Genomic DNA, 18741 nt, shown 5'->3' on the forward strand with positions numbered 1-18741 from the left:
CGGAACCAACAAAGCCGAAAACACCCACTAGACTGATTGCCGATATGCGACTTGTCATTGCCGAATGTTCCGTAACCTACGCTGGCCGCCTCAATGCGTTCTTGCCTCCGGCCAAACGCCTCATCATGATCAAAGCCGATGGGGGCGTTCTAGTGCATTCCGATGGTGGCTCCTATAAGCCATTGAACTGGATGACCCCACCAAATAAGCTTCGCGTGACCGCGCCGTCGGAAACCGAGGCTCATGAGGGCATCGTAGAAATCTGGACGGTACAGTCCCAGAAAGTCGATGATCATCTGATCATCAGTATCTATGGGATCGAACACGATTCGGATCACGAGCTCGGCGAGGACCCCGGGCTGGTCAAAGATGGAGTCGAAGCAGACCTACAGCGTCTGCTATCTGAACAGATGCACCTGCTGGGTTCCGGCTATAAACTTATCCGACGGGAATACATGACGGCCATTGGCCCGGTCGATATTCTGGCCAAGAACGGGACCGGCGAGACCGTGGCTGTGGAATTGAAACGCCGCGGTGACATTGATGGCGTCGAACAATTATCCCGGTATGTCGAACTCCTCAACCGCGATCCCCTGCTTGCACCAGTCCACGGTGTATTTGCCGCCCAGCAGATCAAACCTCAAGCCCGTGTGCTTGCTGAGGACCGCGGTTTTAGCACGCTGACACTCGATTACGATGCCATGCGAGGCGTCGACGATGCCGATTCCAGACTCTTCTAGAGCATGTAGTGCAGACTTTGTTGATCGCCACATTCACGGCATAGCCGGCGTCGACTTTGCCACCTCCAGCGTCGCTGATATCCGCAGCGGGCTGGAGTATCTGTATTCTCGTCGCACCACGCGCGTCACCGCTTCCATCCCAACCGTTGACATCACGCAGCTTTCGGCGAGCCTGGAGCGACTGGGTCCTCTGGTAGCGGCAGGGTTACTCAAAGGCGTGCATCTAGAAGGCCCTTTTATTGCTCGTGACTACGCTGGGGCGCATCCAATACAAGCAGTCCTCTCCCCCGCGAGTTCGCAGGGCAGCTCCTACCTCGACGAGGTCTTAGCACATCAACGGACACACGCTGTGGTCACCATGATGACGCTCGCTCCGGAGTTGGAGGGCTTCGACGCCCTCGTGGAGACGCTGGTGGCCCATGGCATCGCTCCGGCGCTGGGACATACTGGTGCGACCTATGATCAAATGGCGCACGCAATCAACGTCATTCACGCTCTGACTGAGGCCCCGGTAGTCATCACTCATGCCTATAACGCGATGCGTGGGTTTCATCATCGTGACCCGGGGCCGATGTTGGCCGTGCTAGAAGCGGCCGCCAACGACCGAGCTATCGTTGAGCTCATTGCTGATGGTCGTCACGTTCATCTAGGCCTCATTCGTTGGTGGTTTGCACACCACCCCGAGGCGATCCGGCTTGTTTCGGATGCATCGGCCGCAACGGTACCGCCGGGCGGTCATCCCATCGGTGACAGCCTACCGCGACTTGGCCACGCGCAATTGGCCTATCCGGAGCTGCAGGGTCCCGTCGTGACCGATGACTCTACACTTGCTTCGGGTACCAAAGATTTGCTGGCCATCCATGACAATCTGGTGGCTGCTGGTGTGGATCATGCTGCGGTCTGTCCTGCAATGCGTGACTGATCTGTGCACTGTTAAACACGTCCGGTCGGCAGGGCCATCCACGTACCCTACCGACCGAACGGTGTATGCAGTTAGAAATACCGGCGTCGTTGACGTCGTCTGGGAGCATCACGCCAATGCCCGATCCCGATAGCGGGACCGGATTCGTACCAGGTGGTTAATTCGGAAACGTGTGCGTGCGCTGCACTGAGATCGAATCGTTCTTCGGTGTCCAGGTCATCTAGGCGCAGCCACGAGCGGATGCGTGTGCGACGTGGAAACCGGCTGACATCTAATCGGTGGCGCGGCACGGACACGCGCGGTCGTGGCCAGATAGAATAGACGGCAAAGATTTCGACCGAATACTCGTTATAGGACACGACCACGGGTTTGCCGGTACGAGGCGCATCGTGTTTGCTGACCAGGCGCGCTTTGAAGGAGCCGGGAGTTCGTAGCAGGCGTATCAACCGCCATACGATGATCACCACGGTGATAAACGCTACGAGGGCGACTCCAGTAAGCGTCCAGGCCAGCCACGATGGCATCTAGGCTGACAGCTCCGCTTGGCTGGCCGCAATGGTTACACGGTTGGCGTCATCTACCGAGAAGAAGCCACCTTGGGCTTGTGCGGTAATGGCCTCGCCATCTGCTGCTTCCACCACGACTTCACCGTCACCCAGTACTGCGAGCAACGGGAGGTGACCGGGAAGGATCCCGATCTCTCCGTCGATCGTACGGGCTGACACCGAGCGGGCTTGCCCAGACCACACGAAGTGGTCTTCGGCAACAATTTCGACATCCAGGAGGTTATCGGCCATAGGTTAGCCTTCCTTCTGGATTTTCGCCCATTCGCGTTCAACATCATCAAGGCCACCGACGTTGTAGAAGGCCTGTTCTGACACATGGTCCAGGTCGCCGTCGGCGATGGCCTTGAAGCCCTCGATGGTGTCCTTGATCGGAACGGTGGAGCCTTCAACACCAGTGAACTGCTTGGCAGTGTAGGTGTTCTGGGACAGGAACTGTTCCATCTTGCGTGCACGACCAACGGTCACACGATCTTCTTCGGACAGTTCGTCAACACCGAGAATCGCGATGATGTCTTGCAGTTCCTTGTTCTTCTGCAAGGTCTGCTTGACGCGAGTCGCAACATCGTAGTGATCCTGACCAACATATTGGGGGTCAAGAATGCGGGAGGTCGAAGCCAGCGGGTCAACCGCTGGATACAGACCACGCGAAGCCAGATCACGAGTCAAGTTGGTGGTCGCATCGAGGTGCGCGAACACATTGGCTGGAGCCGGGTCAGTGTAGTCGTCAGCTGGCACGTACACGGCCTGCATCGAGGTAATCGAGTGACCACGGGTCGAGGTAATGCGTTCCTGCAGGACACCCATCTCGTCCGCAAGGTTTGGCTGGTAACCAACGGCGGATGGCATACGGCCCAGCAGCGTCGAAACTTCCATACCTGCCTGAGAGAAACGGAAAATGTTGTCAATGAACAACAACACGTCCTGCTTCTGCACGTCACGGAAGTACTCGGCCATTGTTAGCCCGGACAGCGCAACGCGCAGACGGGTGCCTGGTGGCTCATCCATCTGGCCGAATACCAAGGCGGTATCTTTCAGCACATCGGCTTCGTCCATTTCGACCCAAAGGTCGTTACCTTCACGGGTACGCTCACCAACACCGGCGAATACCGAGGTACCACCGAAGTTACGAGCAACACGGGTAATCATTTCCTGAATCAGAACGGTTTTACCAACACCGGCACCACCAAACAGGCCAATCTTTCCACCCTGAATGTATGGGGTGAGCAGATCAATGACCTTAATACCGGTCTCCAACATTTCGGTGGAGCCTTCGAGGTCAGCGAAGTGTGGTGGCTGGCGGTGAATTGGCCAGCGCTCTTGAACGTCCAGTTCAGAAATATCGACGTCGAGGGAGTCCCCGAGCGCGTTGAAGATGTGGCCCTTGACCACGTCGCCAACAGGTACAGAGATCGCTGCACCGGTGTCGCGAACTTCTTGGCCACGAACGAGACCGTCAGTGGCTTCCATCGCGATAGCACGCACGAGGTTTTCACCAAGGTGCTGGGCAGTTTCGAATGTGACGGTCGAGGTTTCACCCTCGAGTATCAGTTCTACGGTCAAAGCATTGTAGATATCCGGCATAGCATCGGCTGGGAATTCAGCGTCGATGACCGGACCGGTAATGCGGGCAATGCGGCCCACTGCGCCGACGGTGGCGCTACCGGATTCGTTAATGGTGGCAGTCATGTAACTCACTTCTATGTGGATGTTGAATATTGGTCAGTGAGGCTGTTGTCAGCCCGTTGTTCGATTACTCGGCCAGTGCGTCGGCACCGGCAATGAGTTCGGTGAGCTCCTGAGTAATGGAAGCCTGACGGGCGTTGTTCATCAGCAAGGTGTAGTCACGGATGAGGTCATCGGCGTTCTCGCCTGCGGCGGCCATGGCACGCTGACGGTTCGCCAGTTCAGATGCGGCTGCTTGCAGCATGGCCGAGAAAATTCTCGACTCGATATACTTCGGAAGTAGCGCATCCAAGACTTCTTCTGGTGTGGGCTCATACTCATAGAGCGGGAAGAGCTCCGAAACGTCGCTGACCTCTTCCTCGACAATTTCGAGTGGAAGAAGTCGAACAACCGTGGGCTCCTGCACGAGCATCGACTTGAACTGGGTGAAGACGATATGGATTTCGTCGACGCCGCCGTCCTCATAGTCGGTCAGGAACGCGTTGACGAGTGTTTCGCCGATTTCCTTTGCGGTCTCAAACTCAGGCCGATCGGTGGACCCACTCCAGAAGCCGTTGTACTTACGGTTCCGGAAATCGAAGTACGCCTGAGCTTTGCGTCCGATCAGGTAAAGATCGGTCTCTTTGCCTTCGGTGTGAAGAAGTTCAAGCAGGGACTCTGTCCAACGCAAGACGTTTGCCGAATACGCACCTGCCTGACCGCGGTCGCTGGACATAATGAGCACCGCTGCACGGCGTGGATTCTCTGGCTCCGACGTCAGGACGTGTTCAATGTCCTGTTGTGAAGACACCGCAGATACGGCCCGGGTAAGGGCGTTTGCATAGGGCATCGATGCTGCCACACGCTGGCGTGCCTTACCGATTCGCGATGCAGCGATCAGCTCCATCGCGTTGAAGATCTTTTTCAACGACGACGTCGAATCGATCTTCTGGCGATAGACCCGAATATCGGATGCTGACATGCTTTTCCTTTCTGGGACCTATAGCTGGTGCCGGGTACACCCCGGCACCATAAGCTAGGGTCATTCAGCGTTTCTGTCGGACGATCTGTTCTTGTTCAACCGCATCTTCGTCAATGGCGTCGTGTTCTTCGTGGCCCGGCTGTACGCCGTCCTTGCTGTCACCCAAGAAAGACTTCTTGAAATTGGTGACTTCTTGAACCAAGACCTCACGAACATCGTCGTTCAGTAGCCCACTTTCGGCTATATCTGACAAGGCGATGTTGTTCAGACGCAGGTGCTGAATGAATTCGTCCTCAAACCGCAGCACATCTGCCACTGGAATGTCATCCAGGTGGCCCTGTGCCCCAGCCCAAATTGAGACAACTTGTTCTTCAACTGGCATTGGCGAATACTGTGGCTGCTTGAGTAGTTCCATAAGACGAGCACCGCGATCCAACTGCCGACGTGTCGAAGCGTCCAGATCGGATGCCATCATGGAGAACGCCGCCATGTCACGGTACTGCGCTAGGTCAATACGCAGGGTACCGGAGACCTTCTTCATCGCCTTGATCTGGGCGTCACCACCAACACGAGACACCGAGACACCAACGTCAACAGCAGGACGCTGGTTGGCGTTGAACAGGTCAGACTGCAAGAAAATCTGACCGTCGGTAATCGAAATAACGTTGGTTGGAATGTATGCCGAGACGTCATTGGCCTTTGTCTCAACGATGGGTAGACCGGTCATAGAACCAGCACCCAATTCGTCAGAGAGCTTCGCACAACGCTCCAACAACCGGGAGTGCAGGTAGAAGACGTCACCTGGGTAGGCTTCACGGCCCGGCGGGCGACGTAGCAACAGCGATACCGCACGGTACGCTTCGGCCTGCTTGGACAGGTCATCGAAGATGATAAGTACGTGCTTGCCGCCGTACATCCAGTGCTGACCGATGGCTGAACCGGCGTATGGTGCCAGGTATTTCAGGCCAGCGGGGTCGGATGCTGGTGCCGCAACGATAGTCGTGTATTCCAGTGCGCCTTCGCGTTCCAGTGTGGAACGTACCGATGCGATCGTGGAAGCCTTCTGGCCAACCGCTACATAGATGCAACGCACCTGTTTATTCGGATCCCCGGATGCCCAGTTGGCTTTCTGGTTCAGAATCGCATCGACACCGATGGCGGTCTTACCGGTCTGGCGGTCACCAATAATAAGCTGACGCTGTCCCCGACCAATCGGGATCATGGCGTCAATGGCTTTCATACCGGTCTGGAGTGGTTCGTGTACCGACTTACGTTCGGTTACACCTGGTGCTTGAAGTTCTAACGCACGACGACCCTCGTCCTCAATTGGACCGAGGTTATCAATGGGCTCACCTACGGGGTTGACTACACGACCCATAAAGCCATCACCGACAGGTACCGACAGTACTTCGCCGGTGCGGTAAACTTTCATGCCTTCTTGGATCTCTTGGAAGTCTCCCAGTACCACGACGCCGAGTTCACGTGGGTCGAGGTTCTGGGCAAGTCCGGTGGTGCCGTTTTCAAAACGCAGCAATTCGTTTGCCATGGCGGAAGGAAGACCTTCTACGTGGGCAATACCGTCAGCCGCGCTGTTGACGTAACCGACCTCGACACGTTCGGTGTCGGCCGGTTCGTACGACTCCGCAAACTCATGTAGGGCATCACGGACGTCGTCAGCGTTGATGGTCAAATCGGCCATCTACAGTCCCTGCTCTCTTGTCTGCCGCATCATTACGATGGGCCTTGTTGTGATTGTTTCGAGTGCCGGTTTCAGCCGGCCAATTTCGTATTCAGATCATTGAGTCGTGTTGCGACCGAGGAATCAATAACCTCGTCACCAACCTGGATCCGGATTCCGCCGACCAGCTGAGAGTCCGTCTCAATATTCAATGTCAGTTCCCGACCAAATGTGTTCGAGAGTGACTTTGCGAGACGATCTACCTGAGCCTGCTGGAGTGGACGGGCCACCGTCACATCGGCGATCCACTGACGTTGTTGCTGTGCGCTCAGATCAGCGAAACGACGAACAAGATCAACAGGCTTTAATCCACGAGGAAGCTCCACTGCCTGGCGAACCAGAACTTTCGTTGCTTCCATTGCGCCGTCTGACACCAATTTTACTGCCAGATCGCCACGGGATGTTACTGGTACTTGTTGCTCGGTCAGTGCCCGCTGCAGCTCATGGCTAGATTCAACGGCGTGGTTGAATTCCAACAGCTGCTGGGTGAGGGCCTCTAGACCGGCCAGACCATCCTGTTCGGTGCTGTAGACGACAGCGGTAGCTGCCATCTCTTCGACTGCGTCTCCCAACTCACGTTCGGTCGGCCAGCGAGCACCAGCAAGGCTTTGCAAGACATCGACGGCATTGGCCGAAATCTTGGTCGCAAAGACCTTACCGAGAAGTTCTTGACGTCGGTTGGCTTCAACCGTGGGGTCGGTGACCGCACGACGCAGAGCGCCGTTTTCGTCGATCACTTTCAAAGCCGCAAACAGTTCTGCGCCGAGTTCGACTCCACCGACTGAAAGGATATCCTTCAGTTCGGTGTGCAGTTGTGCCAATGAATCACGCGATGCTTGTGACATTACTCAGTTGCACCTGCACTCGTGGTCGAGGCCTGTTCTTGTTCAAGATCAGCCAAGAAGCGGTCGACTACACGCTGCGAACGAGCGTCATCATCAAGTGCTTCGCCAACGATCTTGGAAGCCAACGAGGTTGCCAACGTCCCAACTTCGGTATGTAGCGCCGATACAGCCTGCTGACGCTCAGCCGCAATCTGAACAGATGCCTGTTCGGAGATCCGGGACGCTTCAGCAGATGCATTCTGGCGGGCCTCTGCAACAATCTGTGCCGCTTCGGTACGAGCCTGCTCACGAATCTGGCTGGCTTCCGTACGGGCTTCTTGCAAAAGCTGTTCGTAGTTGTTTTTTAACTGGGCAGCTTCTGCCTGGGCAGCCTGGGCTCGCTCAAGTCCACCTTCGATCGCATCTCGACGTTCGACGTAGGATTTCTCCATGGCCGGTACGACGAATTTGATGACGATGAACATCAGCACAAGGAAACCAACCGAGGTGACCACGATTTCCCAGATGTTTGGGATCAGCGGATTCGCTTGTTCCTGCTCCGCGGCGGCTGCCATGATCATCATGCTATTGATCATTTCAAACCATCCTTAAGTGTTCATTACTGACATAGGTGGCCGGATATTCTCCCGACCGTGGATGGCGCCTAAGCTCCAATAACGAAGGCGAACACCAGACCAAGAATGGCAAGAGCTTCCGCCAGAGCGAAACCAAGCAGCGCGATTGGCTGCAGCTGTGACTGGGATTCTGGCTGGCGTGCAACACCGTTGATGTATGCAGCGAAGATCAGACCCACACCAATGGCGGAGCCAATTGCGGCCAGACCGTAACCGATCATGTTCAATGAACCATGCAGTTCCATTGTGTTCCTTTCAAGATGCCTCGTAGGCAGGTTGTGGAGGGTTCCCGGCGGGGATCCGATTGGTACCGGTACCAGGAAGTTGTTTCTCGGTGTGTATCTCACCGGCACGACTCGAAATACTGAGTCGTAAGTTTATATTTTGAGTTATGTAGTTTTTCGCAACGCCGTTAAGCAGCCACCGTGGCGGATGGTTCCGCAGCTGGTCCAGGTTGAGCAGCAATTGCTCCTTGGATATACAACGCTGTGAGAAGTGTAAAGACGAATGCTTGCAGGACCATGATCAGCAGCTCCAAAAAGTACAGTGCGACCGATCCGATAATGACGCCGACACCAAGTCCGGCATTGAACACACTGTCAGTTTGGGTAATGAGGTACTCTGCACCTGATCCAGCCAACATAATGATCATGTGACCGGCAAGCATGGTTGCCATCAAACGCAGTGAGTGCGTGAGCGGGCGAACAATGAAGTTGGAGATAATTTCCAGTGGGACCAGCAGTGGCAGAATCCAACCGGGTACGCCCTGAGGGACGACAGCCAGTTTGAAGTATTTGATCCCGTGGTGACGCAGGCCAACACCAATCCACACGATGTACATGATGATGGCAATGGCATAGGCGGCACCGGCGTGCGAGAATGACGGCAACTGAAGAACCGGTATTGCACCGAATAGGTTGTTAAGTAGCACAAAGAAGAAGGTCGCAAAGAGCAACGGAACCCACTGGCGGAAATGATTCTCACCGAGAATATCGCGACCCATCCCGTTCCGGACGAATGCATAACCGGATTCAGCGATCCATTGAAGGCGCCCTGGAACCAGAGACGGCTTGCGCATTGCCAGACCAAAGAACGCCCAGATCAGGATGATCGACAAAATGATCATCACCATCTGCTTACCAAAACCGGTGCCGTAATCAGCCATCCACGGAATGATGTCTGGTGGGTGCGCATCGTCGATCGTGGGCGGCACGTATCCCTGCGTGGGGAGATAACTTAGCACGAGTGGAAGCACGCAAATCCTCTCTCAATAATCCCTCGCGAGTGTGCAGGTAAATAAATCCTGCTTCGGGGATGTTGCCGAAATGTTGTAGGCAGGTGCGATTTTCAACGCGTTTTTGCCCTTGGTTAGTCTAGCAAAAACCCTAACTCGTGTCGCATTGAGTCGAAGGCTTCTTACGTTCACGCAGAGTCAATCTCGCAAAACGCGTGAGATATTGCTCACAGACACCCTTGTAGACGGTCGTAAAAACACCACAAAAGCCAAGTCAACAGGGGATTCTAGTGATTGCATCGCTGCGATTTGCCCGTCATAGTGGGCTTCGTCACATTCGATACCTTATTCGTAGATAAGTCGTCGCGTATTAATAAAGACCAAGACTTCGGCGGTTTGCCAGACAACAATCCCGACTAGCGCACCGATAGCTGCGCCGGTTGTATCCAACCACTCTGGTTGGGCCACAACGGTCAACAACAGTCCAAGAATGACGATTTTGGCGACGAAAGCGCCCATCGAAATGGGGATCGCTAGGTGACGGTACTTGTTCCAAATCAGCGCAATGAGCAGGATACTCATTGCAGACAATACCCAGACGATTAAACCCGCGACGAATGCAGACAGTCCCGCGGTTTCATCGGCAACAACGCCGAAGATTCCGCCTGTGACAACAACTGCTACCACAGTTGGCCAACTGGCATGGAGGAGTATCCCCCACCAGCCCTTTTTATTGACCATCTTTTTCGCCATGTCATTCACCGTATCCTGAAGTGGGCTCTTGTGCTCGTTGGGCTGCTCGTGCAGCCCGCATCTGATTGAGTTTTCGGTAATAGGCTCGTCGGATGATCCAGGGTCGAAGTGTCAAGAGCACTAGTAGACCCATAGCTATCGCACTCACCGAAATCACAACCACGCTGTGGAAATACGTCAACGACACTGCACCGTAACCGACAACAAAAGTCCACAGGTAGAGCAACAAGACAGCTTGTCGATGGGTGTAGCCACCATCAACGAGCTTATGGTGAATATGTCCACGATCTGCTGTGAATGGCGAGCTACGCCGAGCAGTGCGCCGAAGTACTGCCATGACGAGGTCCAGTAAGGGCAACAGCATCACGGCTAGGGGCAACAAGATCGGCATGTATGCCGGAATATTGCGGAAGCGGAAACCTTCGAGTGCACCTAGGTCTGCTGTCACTGCAACCGCGGCGGTGGCCATCAAGAGACCGATCAGTTGGGCACCAACTTCACCCATAAAGATTCTGGCCGGATTGAAGTTGAACGGTAAGAATCCTATACAGGCACCGATCAACAGCGCAGTCAACAACGTTGACAGATTGGAATAGTCATAGGCGTTGATGGTTCGAGTGAGCAGGTAACTGTAGAAGAAGAACGCTGAGCCACCGATGACGGCCACGCCGGCGGCCAACCCATCGAGGCCATCGATGAAGTTAAATGCGTTAATGGTCAAGACGATCACGAAGATCGTAATCAAAATTTGGGCTATTTCATTTTCTACGTGGATCCATCCCACGGGCATGGCTTCAACACGGATTCCCGCTGCGGCCACGACACCTGCTGCGAGCACTTGTCCAGCAAACTTGATAAGCCAGTGCAAATCCCAAAGATCATCGGCCACGCCCATGATCAATAGGATCATGGTGGCGATAAGGATGCCGACCACCGGTGCTTGATAGATGCCGGCGAGAAACGGCACGAGGGATCCCAATCCCATCACGGTCACCACTGAAATGGCCATCGCCGCTCCCCCAAGTTTTGGGATGGGTTCACGGTGCATGTCGCGTTTACGGGTTGGCGTGTACACGCGACCGCGCACACCCAACATCCGTGCCACCGGGGTCAGTGCAAAACTCAGCAGCGCGGTGATGGCAACGACAGCAAGATAGACCATCATAAGGACTGAGTGTCCTCCGATGTTGGTGTTTCGTGATCATCGGCGGCGGGTGCTGGATCATCAATATCCAACACATCAGCGACCACGGATCGAAGTTGTTCGGTACTAATAGCACCGGCACGCAGAACACGATGTGGTGTCACGGTGCAATCTACAATGGTGGAGGCCTGTTGGTCGTCGCGTCGACCCGCATTTATATAGACGGCTACTGCTTCGCCCAGCGACTCTTGCGCTTCGTCGATGGTCGTTGCGGCGGGTTGACCATGTCGGTTGGCAGAGGACACGGCCAACGGACCTGTTTGTCCCAAAATTTGTTGAGCTAAGGCATCATCCGGGAGTCGTAGCGCCACAGTTCCACGGGTCTCCCCCAGGTCCCACGCAAGAGATGGCTGGGCGTCCAAGACAAGGGTCAAAGCGCCCGGCCAGAAGTGTTGGGCCAGCTCGCGTGCGGTCGCGGGGATATCCACGGCCAGAGCGTCAAGCACTTGACGATTGCCTATCAGCACCGGTGGTGGCGACTGTCGTGACCGCCCTTTCGCGGCCAAAAGTACTGCCACTGCTTGCGGGCTGAACGCATCTGCGCCAATACCGTACACAGTATCGGTGGGCAGGACGATCAATTCACGTCGACCGATGGCTTCAACAGCCGCGGAGGTCGCGGCGGCTTCTTGTTCGGGTTGTTGTGCGTCAAACAGCTGTGTCACGTTAGTCATTGTGCCAGGATTCGGTAGGTTTTCGGTGGTGGGTGCAGCAGTTATGCTCTGATAGCTGATACGAATCGGTCGGTTGTGGTCAAGTCTTGCACGGTTGCAACGTGCTTCCAGCCGGGATTTTGTCTCAGCGTGTCGGCGATCGACTCGGCATGGGTGTGGTCATGTTCCATCATGAAAAATCCGCCCGGCGCCAGCCATTTCAATGCTTGCTCAGTGATGAGCCGCGGGATGTAGGTACCGTCTGCTGAGCCTCCGTAGAGCGCCAGTGCGGGATCTTGGTCTGCTTCTCGTTGGCTGACTCGGGTATGAGTTGGAATATACGGCGGGTTGCTTACGACCGCGTCGAACGTCCCGATGAGTTCGGCCAGGTCCGGGTCGGCGGCAACCATCTCGTCAGCGTCTGTGGCATCTGCGCACAAGACTGTAACTTTGTAATCCGCTGTGTTGTGCTGAGCCAGCTGGACGGCTTGGGGTTCTAGCTCAACCGCCCAGAGCATGGTCTCCACGTGCTGCTTGCCGAGCCTGTGGGAAAGTGCTGCTGCGATCGCACCGGTACCGGTACACAAATCTAGAATCTTCAGTGGCCCAGCCGCGCCCGAAAAGTGCTCCAGCGTGGTCTCTACGAGAATCTCGGTCTCCACCCGGGGTATGAACACCCCGGGTTCGACCTTGAGTTCCAGTCCGTAAAAGCCTGCTTCACCGGTGAGATGTTGCAGAGGGACGCGAGTGACTCGCGCGGCAACAAGCTGGTCAATCTTGGCAACGGTGTTCTCGTCGATGGACTCCCCAAGCGCTTGCATGACGCCCAGTCGGCCGCGTTCGACCTCCAAAATATGCGCCACGATCAGAGTCGCCTCGGCGTGAGGCGACTCGATGCCTGCTTGAGTCAGCCGATTCTGAACGTCCCGGATGACGTGATTGACTTCGGGCATTAGGAGTTTGTTTTTTCACCCAGGGCAGCCATACGTTCGGCCTCATCCATTTGGATCAGTGAATCGATCACCGGGGTCATGTCTCCTTCGAGCACACGGTCAAGATTATTTGCCTTATACCCGGTGCGGTGGTCTGCGACGCGGTTCTCAGGGAAGTTGTAGGTGCGGATGCGTTCGGAACGATCCATAGTGCGTACCTGCGATGCGCGCGTTTCAGCGGCTTCGGCGTCGATTTGTTCTTGCTGCCATGCCAGCAGGCGAGAACGCAGCACGCGCATGGCGGCTTCGCGGTTTTGGATCTGCGATTTCTCGTTTTGCATCGCGACTACAATGCCGGTTGGCAAGTGGGTAATGCGCACCGCTGAGTCTGTGGTGTTGACGTGCTGTCCTCCGGGCCCGGAAGACCGATACACATCGATCTTCAGATCGGCTTGGTTGATCGCAATTTCTTCTGGTTCATCAACCTCTGGGAAAACCAAAACACCTGCAGCCGAGGTGTGAATGCGGCCCTGCGATTCGGTCACGGGAACGCGCTGAACCCGGTGGACTCCCCCTTCATATTTCAGGTGCGCAAATACGCCTTCGGCTGGGTCATTCGAATTGCCAGTGATACCAATGTGGACGTCCTTATAGCCGCCCAGATCGGATTCCGTAGCCGAGATGAGTTCGGTTTTCCACCCCTTGTTCTCGGCGTAGCGCAAATACATGCGGGCAAGGTCAGCAGCAAACAGTGCTGCTTCTTCGCCACCTTCGCCGCCCTTGATTTCGAGAATCACGTTACGTGCGTCGTCTGGGTCGCGTGGGATCAATAACCGGTGCAACAGCTCGCTGGCCTCTTCGAGATCCGTTTCCAGTTGTGGAATTTCGGCTGCGAAATCTTCATCTTCTTCGGCCAGCTCCCGGGTGTCTTCGAGATCTTGCGCCAGTTGCTGCCAGCGTTTGTGGGCCTTGACGATCTTTTCAAGCTCGGCGAAGCGACGGCCGACCTTACGGGCCATAGCTTGGTCGGCGTGGACGGCTGGGTCGCCCATTTTTTCGGTGAGTTCGGCGTGTTCGTCAAGCAGGTGGTCGATGGTGTCAAACATGTTTTTCTACCTTGGAGTTGAAAGTCTTTGTAGTGAACCAAAAAACCATCGCGCAACCGGGGTCGGTTACGCGATGGTTTCATGTCAGGTTGCTAAGACTCTGCCTGACCACGCAGGGTGGTCTTGGAGACCAGCATCAGAAATTCCGCGTTGGTTTCGGTTTCCTTCAGCTTGGACGTCAACAATTCCAGGGCCTGTTGGGTTTCCAGACCGGACAGCACGCGGCGCAGACGCCACATGATGCCGATTTCTTCCTTGGTCAGCAGGTTTTCTTCGCGTCGGGTGCCCGAGGCGTTGATGTCGATTGCCGGGAAGATGCGACGTTCAGACAGTTCGCGGGACAGGCGCAGTTCCATGTTGCCGGTTCCCTTGAACTCTTCGAAAATCACTTCGTCCATGCGCGAGCCGGTTTCGACCAGTGCGGTAGCCAAAATGGTCAGCGACCCGCCACCTTCAATGTTGCGAGCGGCACCAAAGAATTTCTTAGGTGGGTAGAGGGCTGCTGAATCGACACCACCGGACAAAATGCGTCCGGAAGCTGGCGTGCTGAGGTTATACGCACGACCCAGACGGGTCATGGAGTCCAACAGTACGACGACGTCGTGGCCGAGTTCGACCATGCGCTTGGCACGTTCGATGGTCAGCTCGGCAACGGTGGTGTGGTCTTCGGCTGGACGGTCGAAGGTCGAAGCGATGACCTCGCCGCGGACTGAACGCTGCATGTCGGTGACTTCTTCTGGACGTTCGTCCACGAGCACCATCATGAGTTTGACCTCAGGATTATTGGTGGTAATCGCATTAGCGATAGATTGCAACATCATCGTCTTACCGGCTTTTGGTGGTGAAACGATCAGACCGCGCTGACCTTTACCGATCGGTGCGACCAAGTCGACGAGGCGGGGGCCCATGTCTTTGGGGTTGTATTCCAGACGCAGTCGTTCCTGTGGATACAGCGGCGTCAGTTTGTTGAACTCAACACGCTTGGGATGCTCGACGGCTTCCTTACCGTTGATCCAGCTGAGTTTTACCAGGGCGTTGAATTTCTGACGGTTGTTGCCGCCGCCTCCGCCACCACGACGGTTTCGTCCGCCGCGGCCGCCTCGACCGCCACGTCCACCCTGCTGGTTATTGTTGTTCTGCTGTCCGTCATCATCTTCTTGTGGTGCCCGGACCTGACCGCGAATGGCGTCACCTTTGCGCAGGCCATAGCGCTTGACCATGGACATGGAGACGTAGACGTCGTTTGGACCGGGGAGGTAGCCGGAGGTGCGAACAAATGCGTAGTTGTCGAGGACGTCGAGAATGCCCGAGACGGGGATGAGGTCTTCGTCTTCAGAGACGTCCTGATTATCGTCTTGGTCATTGTCACGACGGCGATCGCGTGAACGGTTGCGATCACGCTGACGCTGACGACGCTGGTTGCGCTGATCGTCGTTGCGACCACGGCCACCGTCGCGGTTGTCATCGTTGGAGTCATCCGAGTCACTCTGCTGTTGATCGCGGTTGCCCTGCTGATCACGCTTGTCTTGGTTATCTTGGTTGCTCTGCTGATCGCGGCCGTCACGGTTTTGACGATTGTCGTCGCGGCGCTGTTGGTTCCGCGTGCGCTGACCCCGACCACGGTTGTTGCCGTTGGAGTTCTCATCGTGACGATCATTCGAGTCGTCCTGGTCGGACTGCTGATCGTCATCAGATGTGTTGTCCGCGGCAGACTGCTGCTCATTGCGAGCTGCTTTGTTTTCACGAGCCTGCTTATTGCGTGCTTTGTCTTTTTGCGACTGCAGTTCGCGCTGCCGGGCTTCCTCATCGGAGATCTGCTGTTGCTTGGCAGCTTCCGGCTTGGCTTTGCTCTCCTCGGCTGGCTGCTCTTGTTTGGCAGCTTCCGGCTTGGCTTTGCTTTCGTCAGCTGGTTGCTCTGTGGCAGACTGCTCGGCTTCCTTCGTGGCTTTCGCCGAGGAACCGCGAGGTTTACGCTCTTTCGCGGCAGCCGTTTTAGCCTGTTCCACGGTTTCCTGAGCGGAAGCATTACCACCACGCTGGTGTTCGGCAATGATCTCCACGAGTTGTGCTTTCCGCATCCGTGAAGTGCCTGTAATGCCTAGCTGGGAAGCCAAGTTCTGGAGTTGGGCAAGTTTAAGGCTGCCCAGACCGGCAGACCCATTATCGGTTGGGGTCTGTAATGTGTCTTGTTCAGTCACGAAGGTTCCTTCCCCCTCGTCGGTACGGGAATGAGATACCCGCAAATTTGATAACAACCTTGACAGCGACTGTGTGAGTGTCAAGTTGCTAGAGTGATTTTCAATATACGTAACACCGTATGTTGCACACGAATGTCAACACTGATGTTTGAGATGTGGATAACCTGACATCTAGGATGATGGGCTATCAAAATACTCTCCGCAGATGTGCGGTAAAGACCAGGCCGAACACGATCGGATTGGATAACCAAACCGTAAAAACGTTCTCGTTATGGCCGGAATATCTCCATCGTAGCACCTTGAGTGGCAACTGGCAGAATCCGCACGTCCCAGTGTTGCGAAGATTTCGCTGCACGCTGTGACAGTTTGGTTTGTACAGCCGCTACTTCGGTCGTATCGGTAGCAAAAACACACAGTGTCGGCCCTGCTCCAGACACGACCGCAGCGTGTCCTTCAGCCCGTAGCGCGTCAATGTACTTCAGGGTCTCTGGCATCGAAGGCTGACGGTATTGCTGATGTAGCCAATCTTGGGTGGCAGCAAACATTAACCGTGGCGTTTGGGTCATGGCCGGGGCCAAGAGGGCTGCACGTGATGCATTGATCACGGCTTCGGAATACGGCACCGTACTCGGCAATAATGTTCGAGCCGCTGCCGTGGACAAGGGTTTTGCTGGAATGGCCACCACCGGGGTGATGTCGGGATGGGGCGCTAAATGGATGGCACGGTAAATGTCACCGGTGGCACGGTGTTCGTTCCATGACAGGGTCAAACCACCATAGACTGCCGGCGCAACATTATCGGGGTGCCCCTCCGCCTCCGAAGCCCACTGTAAGAGATCTTCGTCGGTCACGCCTGCATCCGGTGGCAGCAACGCCTTGACGGCCATGGCGGCGACAATGTGTGCTGCAGCTGACGAGCCGAGTCCGCGTGAGTGAGGAATCCGATTTATTGCCTTGAGCTTCAACCCCGGCAGATGCCAGCCGAGGGTTTCCAGACGCATTCTGATCTGGGTGATGATGAGATGGCGGGCATCGGTGGGCAGATAGTTGTGCCCTTCGCCTTCGATCTCGGCGCTAAATCCGGCGTCGGTGGTACGAACTTCCACCTCGTCATAGAGCGCAACCGCAATCCCTGCGCAGTCGAATCCGGGGCCGAGGTTCGCCGAGGTGGCCGGCACCTTAATGTTGGCGACGATACCGGCTGGCACTCGGTTTGCTGGTGGTGTGGTGGCTGGTGATGCCACGGTTATTTACCTTCTACCCGCATGACAGATAGCACCTCGTTGACGACGTCCAAGCCCTTGGTGGCTTCTAGCGTCTGGGCCAGTTGCGACTCTTTGGCACGGTGGGTAATAAACGCCAACAGTGCAGTCTTTTCGTCATCGCTCGAGGCTTCATCCGGGGTTTGATTCATGGATTTGATCGAGACTCCGTGGTCGGCAAATGTGCCGGCAACCTTGGCCAACACCCCGGAAGCATCCGCCGCACGTACAACGACCATGTACCGGGTCGTCGATTCTCCGATATCGAGGCATTCTAGCTCACGACGTGCCGTGTGGGTTCTGCCAGGACCGCCGCGTAGTCGGCGTTTAGCAATCGACATGACGTCACCCATGACCGCAGATGCCGTAGCTGAGCCCCCTGCCCCAGGTCCATAGAACATGAGTTCGTCGACATTTTCTGCTTCCACGAAGACGGCGTTATAGGCTCCGCGAACCGAAGCAAGTGGATGCTCACGTGGCAACAGGGTCGGATGCACGCGCAGCACAACCCCTTCTGGGTCCTCAAGCTGTTCGGCGATGGCCAACAGTTTAATGATGTAGCCGGCTTCGGCAGCCGATTTGTGGTCGAGGTCGGATACATCGGTAATGCCCTCGGTATAGACCTGGTCCAGGGTAAAGGGCGCATGAAACGCCAGGTGTGCCAGGATGGCCACTTTCGCTGCGGCGTCCTGGCCCTCTACGTCGGCGGCCGGATCTGCCTCGGCATAGCCCAAACGCTGCGCCTCGGCCAAGGCGTCGTTGAAGGAAGCACCGGTCGAATCCATCTGGTCCAAGATATAGTTGGTGGTGCCGTTAACGATACCCATGATGCGCGTGATCTTATCGCCCGATAGCGAATCGCGCAGCGGCCGCAGAATCGGAATAGCACCGGCCACTGAGGCTTCAAAGGAGAGCTGGACACCGGCTTGGGCTGCTGCTTCATAGAGCTCATTGCCGTGGGTGGCAAGCAGTTCTTTATTCCCGGTGACGACGTTGGCGCCTTGGGAAATCGCTTTGAGGATGAGTTCGCGTGCTGGCTCGATACCGCCGATGAGCTCCACCACGATGTCAGCGCCATCCATGACTTCATCAACGTCATCGCTGTAGTACTCGGAAGGTAGTTGAAAGTCTCTGGTTGCCTGCGGGTTTCGAACAAAAATTCCGGTCAGGTTCAGTTCGGCGCCGATACGCCCGGTGAGTGATGCGGCATCTTCGGTGAGAATACGAGCAACCTGTGATCCGACGGTTCCACCGCCCAACAATGCGATATTCAGGGCTGGTGTATCAGATGCAGTCGTCATGGTCCTCCGAGTAAGCGTTGAAAGAGTTT

General features: G+C 55.8%; 19 protein-coding genes. 2 read left to right on the top strand and 17 right to left on the bottom strand.

What is annotated here, in order from left to right:
• The first annotated feature begins 44 nt into the window (after positions 1–44).
• Positions 45–740 carry an endonuclease NucS gene (gene nucS, locus ACYVJT_RS04010; RefSeq protein WP_343956290.1) on the top strand — a complete coding sequence of 232 codons (696 nt, stop codon included), beginning with the start codon at positions 45–47 and terminating at the stop codon, positions 738–740.
• On the top strand, positions 718–1662 hold the full coding sequence (locus ACYVJT_RS04015) for a hypothetical protein (protein WP_343956291.1): 945 nt from the start codon (positions 718–720) through the stop codon (positions 1660–1662). Before nucS ends, ACYVJT_RS04015 begins: the two co-directional genes overlap by 23 nt.
• 71 nt (positions 1663–1733) lie before the next feature.
• Here the strand turns inward: ACYVJT_RS04015 and ACYVJT_RS04020 are convergent, their stop codons facing one another.
• The 17 genes from ACYVJT_RS04020 to ACYVJT_RS04100 all read right to left on the bottom strand — a co-directional run bounded on the left by ACYVJT_RS04020 (position 1734) and on the right by ACYVJT_RS04100 (position 18712).
• Positions 1734–2186, bottom strand: a complete 453-nt coding sequence (locus tag ACYVJT_RS04020) for a DUF2550 family protein (protein WP_343956292.1) — start codon at positions 2184–2186, stop codon at positions 1734–1736.
• Positions 2187–2459 carry a F0F1 ATP synthase subunit epsilon gene (locus tag ACYVJT_RS04025; protein WP_343956293.1) on the bottom strand — a complete coding sequence of 91 codons (273 nt, stop codon included), beginning with the start codon at positions 2457–2459 and terminating at the stop codon, positions 2187–2189.
• A 3-nt stretch (positions 2460–2462) separates the two neighbouring features.
• Positions 2463–3914 carry a F0F1 ATP synthase subunit beta gene (gene atpD / locus ACYVJT_RS04030; protein WP_343956294.1) on the bottom strand — a complete coding sequence of 484 codons (1452 nt, stop codon included), beginning with the start codon at positions 3912–3914 and terminating at the stop codon, positions 2463–2465.
• A gap of 64 nt (positions 3915–3978) precedes the next feature.
• The gene (locus tag ACYVJT_RS04035) at positions 3979–4872 is read right to left on the bottom strand and encodes a F0F1 ATP synthase subunit gamma (protein WP_343956295.1); all 894 of its coding nucleotides are present in this window, start codon (positions 4870–4872) and stop codon (positions 3979–3981) included.
• A gap of 64 nt (positions 4873–4936) precedes the next feature.
• A complete protein-coding gene (gene atpA, locus ACYVJT_RS04040; protein WP_343956297.1) occupies positions 4937–6571 on the bottom strand; it encodes a F0F1 ATP synthase subunit alpha in 1635 nt (544 codons plus the stop codon).
• A gap of 71 nt (positions 6572–6642) precedes the next feature.
• Positions 6643–7455: a F0F1 ATP synthase subunit delta gene (locus ACYVJT_RS04045; protein WP_343956298.1), complete on the bottom strand. Its 813-nt coding sequence runs from the start codon at positions 7453–7455 to the stop codon at positions 6643–6645.
• A complete protein-coding gene (locus tag ACYVJT_RS04050) occupies positions 7455–8030 on the bottom strand; it encodes a F0F1 ATP synthase subunit B (protein WP_343956299.1) in 576 nt (191 codons plus the stop codon). The genes ACYVJT_RS04045 and ACYVJT_RS04050 overlap by 1 nt, the downstream gene beginning before the upstream one ends.
• A 68-nt stretch (positions 8031–8098) precedes the next feature.
• Entirely contained in the window at positions 8099–8314 is a 216-nt protein-coding gene (atpE, locus tag ACYVJT_RS04055) for an ATP synthase F0 subunit C (RefSeq protein ID WP_022871288.1), read from the bottom strand.
• A gap of 167 nt (positions 8315–8481) precedes the next feature.
• Positions 8482–9324, bottom strand: coding sequence for a F0F1 ATP synthase subunit A (gene atpB / locus ACYVJT_RS04060; protein ID WP_486389584.1), 843 nt, complete (start codon positions 9322–9324; stop codon positions 8482–8484).
• A gap of 324 nt (positions 9325–9648) precedes the next feature.
• Positions 9649–10056, bottom strand: coding sequence for a hypothetical protein (locus ACYVJT_RS04065; RefSeq protein ID WP_343956300.1), 408 nt, complete (start codon positions 10054–10056; stop codon positions 9649–9651).
• A 1-nt stretch (position 10057) separates the two neighbouring features.
• Positions 10058–11221 (bottom strand): MraY family glycosyltransferase, encoded by a 1164-nt coding sequence (locus ACYVJT_RS04070; RefSeq protein WP_343956301.1) that lies wholly within the window; start codon positions 11219–11221, stop codon positions 10058–10060.
• Positions 11218–11934 carry an L-threonylcarbamoyladenylate synthase gene (locus ACYVJT_RS04075; protein WP_343956302.1) on the bottom strand — a complete coding sequence of 239 codons (717 nt, stop codon included), beginning with the start codon at positions 11932–11934 and terminating at the stop codon, positions 11218–11220. The genes ACYVJT_RS04070 and ACYVJT_RS04075 overlap by 4 nt, the downstream gene beginning before the upstream one ends.
• A gap of 41 nt (positions 11935–11975) precedes the next feature.
• The gene (gene prmC / locus ACYVJT_RS04080) at positions 11976–12866 is read right to left on the bottom strand and encodes a peptide chain release factor N(5)-glutamine methyltransferase (protein ID WP_343956303.1); all 891 of its coding nucleotides are present in this window, start codon (positions 12864–12866) and stop codon (positions 11976–11978) included.
• Complete coding sequence (gene prfA, locus ACYVJT_RS04085) at positions 12866–13951, bottom strand: peptide chain release factor 1 (RefSeq protein ID WP_343956304.1); 1086 nt, start codon at positions 13949–13951, stop codon at positions 12866–12868. The genes prmC and prfA overlap by 1 nt, the downstream gene beginning before the upstream one ends.
• Positions 13952–14043: 92 nt before the next feature.
• On the bottom strand, positions 14044–16149 hold the full coding sequence (gene rho / locus ACYVJT_RS04090; protein ID WP_343956305.1) for a transcription termination factor Rho: 2106 nt from the start codon (positions 16147–16149) through the stop codon (positions 14044–14046).
• A gap of 269 nt (positions 16150–16418) precedes the next feature.
• Positions 16419–17393 carry a homoserine kinase gene (thrB, locus tag ACYVJT_RS04095; protein ID WP_343956306.1) on the bottom strand — a complete coding sequence of 325 codons (975 nt, stop codon included), beginning with the start codon at positions 17391–17393 and terminating at the stop codon, positions 16419–16421.
• Between the two features lie 2 nt (positions 17394–17395).
• Positions 17396–18712 (bottom strand): homoserine dehydrogenase, encoded by a 1317-nt coding sequence (locus ACYVJT_RS04100; RefSeq protein WP_343956307.1) that lies wholly within the window; start codon positions 18710–18712, stop codon positions 17396–17398.
• Positions 18713–18741: the final 29 nt, after the last annotated feature.

The sequence above is a fragment of the Yaniella soli genome, from assembly GCF_054782375.1.

Bases quoted from the DNA above. Each gene is read 5' to 3' on its own strand.
- nucS (WP_343956290.1), top strand. From the start codon at position 45: ATGCGACTTGTCATTGCCGAATGTTCCGTAACCTACGCTGGCCGCCTC.
- ACYVJT_RS04015 (WP_343956291.1), top strand. From the start codon at position 718: ATGCCGATTCCAGACTCTTCTAGAGCATGTAGTGCAGACTTTGTTGAT.
- ACYVJT_RS04020 (WP_343956292.1), bottom strand. From the start codon at position 2,186: ATGCCATCGTGGCTGGCCTGGACGCTTACTGGAGTCGCCCTCGTAGCG.
- ACYVJT_RS04025 (WP_343956293.1), bottom strand. From the start codon at position 2,459: ATGGCCGATAACCTCCTGGATGTCGAAATTGTTGCCGAAGACCACTTC.
- atpD (WP_343956294.1), bottom strand. From the start codon at position 3,914: ATGACTGCCACCATTAACGAATCCGGTAGCGCCACCGTCGGCGCAGTG.
- ACYVJT_RS04035 (WP_343956295.1), bottom strand. From the start codon at position 4,872: ATGTCAGCATCCGATATTCGGGTCTATCGCCAGAAGATCGATTCGACG.
- atpA (WP_343956297.1), bottom strand. From the start codon at position 6,571: ATGGCCGATTTGACCATCAACGCTGACGACGTCCGTGATGCCCTACAT.
- ACYVJT_RS04045 (WP_343956298.1), bottom strand. From the start codon at position 7,455: ATGTCACAAGCATCGCGTGATTCATTGGCACAACTGCACACCGAACTG.
- ACYVJT_RS04050 (WP_343956299.1), bottom strand. From the start codon at position 8,030: ATGATCAATAGCATGATGATCATGGCAGCCGCCGCGGAGCAGGAACAA.
- atpE (WP_022871288.1), bottom strand. From the start codon at position 8,314: ATGGAACTGCATGGTTCATTGAACATGATCGGTTACGGTCTGGCCGCA.
- ACYVJT_RS04065 (WP_343956300.1), bottom strand. From the start codon at position 10,056: ATGGCGAAAAAGATGGTCAATAAAAAGGGCTGGTGGGGGATACTCCTC.
- ACYVJT_RS04070 (WP_343956301.1), bottom strand. From the start codon at position 11,221: ATGATGGTCTATCTTGCTGTCGTTGCCATCACCGCGCTGCTGAGTTTT.
- ACYVJT_RS04075 (WP_343956302.1), bottom strand. From the start codon at position 11,934: ATGACTAACGTGACACAGCTGTTTGACGCACAACAACCCGAACAAGAA.
- prmC (WP_343956303.1), bottom strand. From the start codon at position 12,866: ATGCCCGAAGTCAATCACGTCATCCGGGACGTTCAGAATCGGCTGACT.
- prfA (WP_343956304.1), bottom strand. From the start codon at position 13,951: ATGTTTGACACCATCGACCACCTGCTTGACGAACACGCCGAACTCACC.
- ACYVJT_RS04100 (WP_343956307.1), bottom strand. From the start codon at position 18,712: ATGACGACTGCATCTGATACACCAGCCCTGAATATCGCATTGTTGGGC.